General features: G+C 41.8%; 2 protein-coding genes. Both read left to right on the top strand.

Translation table 11 applies throughout. From position 1 onward, the window contains the following. The first annotated feature begins 46 nt into the window (after window positions 1-46). Entirely contained in the window at window positions 47-256 is a 210-nt protein-coding gene (locus GMA8713_RS26055) for a cold-shock protein (protein WP_010318975.1), read from the top strand. Between the two features lie 70 nt (window positions 257-326). After that, window positions 327-749 (top strand): YaeQ family protein (locus tag GMA8713_RS26050; RefSeq protein ID WP_062715568.1); only part of this gene is annotated, 423 nt, incomplete at its 3' end.

Here is a 749-nt window from a genome sequence, read left to right as displayed (position 1 = left end):
CGCGCCGTATTCGGCTGTAAAACTTTTTTTGATTTTGGGTATTAAAATGGCTAACACAGTTACTGGTACAGTAAAATGGTTCAACGAAACTAAAGGTTTCGGCTTCATTCAACAAGAAAACGGTCCAGACGTATTCGCACACTTCAGCCAAATTAAAGGTGACGGTTTCCGCACTCTTGCTGAAGGTCAAAAGGTAGAGTTTGAAGTAGCTCAAGGCCAAAAAGGCCCTCAAGCTGAAAACATCCGCCTAGTATAATTTTTTACTAAGTATTCTAATAGCCAGCAATTTGCTGGCTATTTTCGTTTTACTTCTTGGCACTCTTCCAATGGCTCTGAAACCGACAATCTATAAGTTCCGTATTGCGCTGACGGATACTAATCGCGAACATTATGACTCTTTAAATCTCACCATTGCTCAGCATCCTTCAGAAAGCAACGAACGAATGATGGCGCGCATTTTAGCGTTTTGTCTTAATGCATCAGCCGATCTGACGTTCACGAAAGGGCTTTCTTCGATTGAAGAACCTGATCTCTGGCTAAAATCATTAGATGATCAAATTCAACTTTGGGTTGAGGTCGGTGAACCCGACACTGAGCGCGTTAAAAAAGCCACACGACTTGCCAAACAGGTGAAAGTCTACAGCTTTAACACCAAATCACAGGTTTGGTGGGAACAAAATAAAGGAAAATTCGCTCACCTTAATGCCGATATATTTCGCTTTGATGCTACAGCGATTGAAAAACTCTCC

It is taken from the genome of Grimontia marina, assembly GCF_900060185.1.
In the GTDB taxonomy this organism is placed as follows: Bacteria; Pseudomonadota; Gammaproteobacteria; order Enterobacterales; family Vibrionaceae; genus Enterovibrio; species Enterovibrio marinus.
Note: the sequence above shows the minus strand (reverse complement) of the source record. Positions and strands in the feature narration are given on the sequence as shown.

Coding starts and splice junctions, on each gene's coding strand:
- GMA8713_RS26055 (WP_010318975.1), top strand. CDS start 47: ATGGCTAACACAGTTACTGGTACAGTAAAATGGTTCAACGAAACTAAA.